The sequence below is a fragment of the Bradyrhizobium sp. genome, from assembly GCF_049519115.1.
Lineage (GTDB): Bacteria > Pseudomonadota > Alphaproteobacteria > Rhizobiales > Xanthobacteraceae > Bradyrhizobium.
Map to the genome: position 1 here is coordinate 1 of NZ_JBEKRB010000170.1, position 3,429 is coordinate 3,429.

Sequence of the window (3,429 nt, forward strand, 5' to 3'; positions counted from 1 at the left end):
CTTTGTCGGTGGAGAGCCGAAAGTAAACCGCTGGAGAGTCATGAAGCAGATCCCCGCCACCTCCGCGGAATCCGATGCGCTGAGCAAAGACCTGAAAGGCCGTGGATTCACATTCGTGGGTTCCACGGTCATTTACGCCCACATGCAGGCAGTGGGAATGGTGAACGACCACCTCGTCGAATGCTTCCGATATCGGGAAGTCGCGACAGCTATCGTCAAGCCGGAAGGTTGAACCATTGGAAGGAGCCGGAATGCCAAGACTGGACGCAAAAGTAGCATTGGTAACGGGCGGGACGAGTGGGATCGGCCTTGCGGCGGCGAAAGCACTCGCCAAAGAGGGAGCCCACGTTTACATCACCGGCCGTCGCGAACAAGAACTCGCCACGGCTGTCCAGCAAATTGGGGGAAATGCGACTGGTGTACGTGGAGATGTGTCGAATGCCGGCGATCTCGACCGGCTCTACGCGCAAATCAAGAGCGAGAAACAGAGTCTCGACGTTCTCTTCGCGAATGCGGGGATTGCCCGATACGCTGCACTCGGAAACATCACTGAGGAACTATTTGATTCCATTTTCAACGTCAACGTCAAAGGGGTGCTGTTCACCGTACAGAAAGCGCTCCCGCTGATGCCTGAGGGCGCCTCGATCATTCTCAACGCGTCCGTTGTGGCCAGCAAAGGCCTGGCCTCCAACAGCGTTTACAGCGCTACGAAGGCGGCCATCCGCTCTTTCGCGCGAACGTGGACGACGGACCTCAAGGGGCGGCGAATTCGCGTCAACGCGATCAGCCCCGGTACCATCGACACGCCGGGACTGAATGAGTTGCTTGCATCCAGTGAAGCCGGTGAGCAACGGCGGAAGATGGTCGCGAGCGCCATACCCATCGGCAGGTTTGGCCAGCCAGACGAGGTCGCCAACGCCGTTGTGTTTCTCGCATCTGATGACAGCAGTTACATCACGGGCACTGAGCTGTTCGTCGACGGAGGCTTCGCGCAAATCTGAACTACGGTCCGCTGGCGACCCAACAGAAGAGGGGTGAAACCGAAAATGCAAACTCATCAGGTAGACGTACAACGGTGGAGCATAACCTCCCGGAAGCCGTTTGACAGCGTTCTAGCCGCGGTGGAAGACGCGATCGGCAGGCCGAACATGGTCGAATTCACGGCAAAGGTCGCCGCCGCAACCACGTTCGAGGAAATGCGGAACGTGATTGATGAGAGCGTAAGCGAGATCGGTCTCATGGAGTTCATGCGGCTCGATCACGGCGCGGTTCTCGCGAAAGCCGGAGTGGAAGGAGGCCCGAAGATGGTCCGCCTGATCATGGGCAACCCGCTCATCATGCTGTCGATGGCCAGGCTTGTTCCGGACGCCGGCTCCTATGCTCCGGTAACCGCCCTTATAGACGAGCGTGCCGATGGCGTGCATCTTTCATATGACCGGATGGCCAGCCTCTTAGCGCCTTATGGAAACAGCGAAGCGTTGAACATAGCTCGCGATCTGGACGCTAAGGTCGAAAATCTTTTGCGACAGGCTGCGGCTTGAAAGATCAGGAAAGGATTCTTTGTGAAGAACAAACGTGAAAGCGCGGCATCAGACGGAACCACCGCACAACGGACGCGCATCAGGTAATCATTGGACAGGTTAGCAAACTGGCACGCCGTGCCGGCGAACTCGGGGACGACGGCACGAACGATCTGGTTGTCAGCGAAGTTCTGCGCCGCAACGAGCTTGCCGGCATGGTTCCTGAGTGTGCATTTGGTGGATGCGCCGCTTGTTCACGCAACGCCGGTTCAGGCAAAGTAGGACGGGAATTCGCCGTCAAGGAGCGAAGGCTATGAACAGCCGTTTGAAGTGGGAGGTCTTTGTCAGCCCTCAGGTCGCCGTCATCACCAGCGACTTGCCGCCGGGCGTAACGGAGAGGAGATGGTCACCGATATCGTCAACGCTGATCTCGGGCGAACGAGATGCCGTGCTCGTCGACACCTTCATCACCATGGAGCAAAACCAGGCGCTTGCCGAATGGGTCGCCGCAAGTGGAAGGAATTTGACCACGATCTATGCGACGCATGGTCATGGAGATCACTTCTTCGGTGTAAACACGATTCAACACCGCTTTCCAGATGCCCGATTTGTCGCATCGCGAGAGGCCATCTCGGTAATGCGAGAGCAACTCTCACCGCCCTGGCTTGAGGCATATTGGAAATCCCGATTCCCTGGGCAGATCGACCCGGCGCTTCCGATTGCAGAAGAGCTCGCTGGGGGCGTTTTTCAACTAGAAGGTGAGGAACTCGTGAGTATTCCAGCGGGCCATACTGATACCCGGAATACGACTTGCCTCCATATCCCTTCGATCGGCCTGGTAGTGGCGGGCGACGTTGCGTACAACGACGTTCATATCCACCTCGGCGAGTCGAATGCTGATTCAAGACAAGAGTGGATCGCCGCGCTCGACATGATCGAATCGCTGAAGCCGCGCGCCGTCATCGCGGGGCACAAGAGGCCGGGCCGCGCGGATGCTCCGAGCATTGTTGAGGAAACCAGACAATACATTCGGGATTTCGACAGGATTGCAGCAAGGACGAAAACCGCCAAGGAATTGTACGACCAGATGCTCGCGATCTATCCCGATCGAGTGAATTCCCCAGTGCTATGGAATTCGGCTCGCGCGGTAAAGGGTTAAACGATGGGTAGTTGGTTGGGCCCGAGGCGCCAGCCCAGGGCCGCCACCGTCGGTAACCGCCGATGAAACCCGAGCCCGGAATCGAATTCGCGCCGTTCTTCCTGCTTGGCCGACACGTAGGCGGCCCCGGTTGGCTCCGGCATGGATTCGAACCACGACTTGACAAGTTTTTCAAACATCGTCTGCTGATTCTATAAAGTCGCAGAAGTCGCCAAAAGCCTCAAAAGCAGGCCTGCGGTACAAAATCGGCACAAAATTCTCCGACCCTCCAACTCAAGTTCACCACGACTACGACCTCGGAGCGCAGACTGTTGGTAACCGATGTTCACTTTGCACGCTAAGCGTCACCGCAGTTGCTGACATAGAAATTCGCTAGTCCGCCCGTTGGCGAGCGCTGCCGCAGCGGCATTGTAGTGGGCCCCATTATGCCGGGCGAAGGCATGGCGCTGCCCCGGATAGCTGTAGACCGTCGCGTTTGGTTTGCTACCCAGTGCTGCCTTGATCTGAGCTTGCGCTGGCTTGGAAATGAACTCGTCCTCCTCTCCCACGTGAGAGTGTTGGCGGCAACTCATCGAGACCTGGATGTGCTGGTGGCCGAAGGCAAGTTCCGTGAAGACCTCCTGTATCGCCTGAACGTCGTGCCCATTGTCGTGCCTTCGCTGCGTGAACGTGCAGATGACCTTCCACTACTCGTCGGGTACTTTATGACGCGTTTCGGTAAAAACGCGGGCAAGAAGTTCAGGGCAATCG

General features: G+C 57.5%; 7 protein-coding genes. 5 read left to right on the plus strand and 2 right to left on the minus strand.

The genetic code is table 11. The features are described 5' to 3' along the window. The 4 genes from ABSE61_RS36630 to ABSE61_RS36645 all read left to right on the plus strand — a co-directional run. The coding region (locus tag ABSE61_RS36630; RefSeq protein ID WP_423876028.1) for a DNA-3-methyladenine glycosylase I at positions 1 to 232 on the plus strand (232 nt) is incomplete at its 5' end. Between the two features lie 19 nt (positions 233 to 251). Then, the gene (locus tag ABSE61_RS36635; RefSeq protein WP_423876033.1) at positions 252 to 1,001 is read left to right on the plus strand and encodes a glucose 1-dehydrogenase; all 750 of its coding nucleotides are present in this window, start codon (positions 252 to 254) and stop codon (positions 999 to 1,001) included. Between the two features lie 147 nt (positions 1,002 to 1,148). Next, positions 1,149 to 1,541: a DUF302 domain-containing protein gene (locus ABSE61_RS36640; RefSeq protein WP_423876029.1), complete on the plus strand. Its 393-nt coding sequence runs from the start codon at positions 1,149 to 1,151 to the stop codon at positions 1,539 to 1,541. 292 nt (positions 1,542 to 1,833) lie between these two features. Further along, positions 1,834 to 2,679 carry an MBL fold metallo-hydrolase gene (locus ABSE61_RS36645; RefSeq protein ID WP_423876030.1) on the plus strand — a complete coding sequence of 282 codons (846 nt, stop codon included), beginning with the start codon at positions 1,834 to 1,836 and terminating at the stop codon, positions 2,677 to 2,679. Here the strand turns inward: ABSE61_RS36645 and ABSE61_RS36650 are convergent. Together ABSE61_RS36650 and ABSE61_RS36655 are read right to left on the minus strand one after the other, a co-directional pair. After that, positions 2,676 to 2,858, minus strand: a complete 183-nt coding sequence (locus ABSE61_RS36650; RefSeq protein ID WP_423876031.1) for a hypothetical protein — start codon at positions 2,856 to 2,858, stop codon at positions 2,676 to 2,678. The two genes, ABSE61_RS36645 and ABSE61_RS36650, sit on opposite strands and share 4 nt — an antisense overlap. Before the next feature lie 165 nt (positions 2,859 to 3,023). After that, the gene (locus ABSE61_RS36655; protein ID WP_423876034.1) at positions 3,024 to 3,206 is read right to left on the minus strand and encodes a dienelactone hydrolase family protein; all 183 of its coding nucleotides are present in this window, start codon (positions 3,204 to 3,206) and stop codon (positions 3,024 to 3,026) included. Between ABSE61_RS36655 and ABSE61_RS36660 the strand changes: the two genes are divergently transcribed. Continuing rightward, the coding region (locus ABSE61_RS36660; protein WP_423876032.1) for a sigma 54-interacting transcriptional regulator at positions 3,120 to 3,429 on the plus strand (310 nt) is incomplete at its 3' end. The two genes, ABSE61_RS36655 and ABSE61_RS36660, sit on opposite strands and share 87 nt — an antisense overlap.

Coding starts and splice junctions, on each gene's coding strand:
- ABSE61_RS36635 (WP_423876033.1), top strand. CDS start 252: ATGCCAAGACTGGACGCAAAAGTAGCATTGGTAACGGGCGGGACGAGT.
- ABSE61_RS36640 (WP_423876029.1), top strand. CDS start 1,149: ATGGTCGAATTCACGGCAAAGGTCGCCGCCGCAACCACGTTCGAGGAA.
- ABSE61_RS36645 (WP_423876030.1), top strand. CDS start 1,834: ATGAACAGCCGTTTGAAGTGGGAGGTCTTTGTCAGCCCTCAGGTCGCC.
- ABSE61_RS36650 (WP_423876031.1), bottom strand. CDS start 2,858: ATGTTTGAAAAACTTGTCAAGTCGTGGTTCGAATCCATGCCGGAGCCA.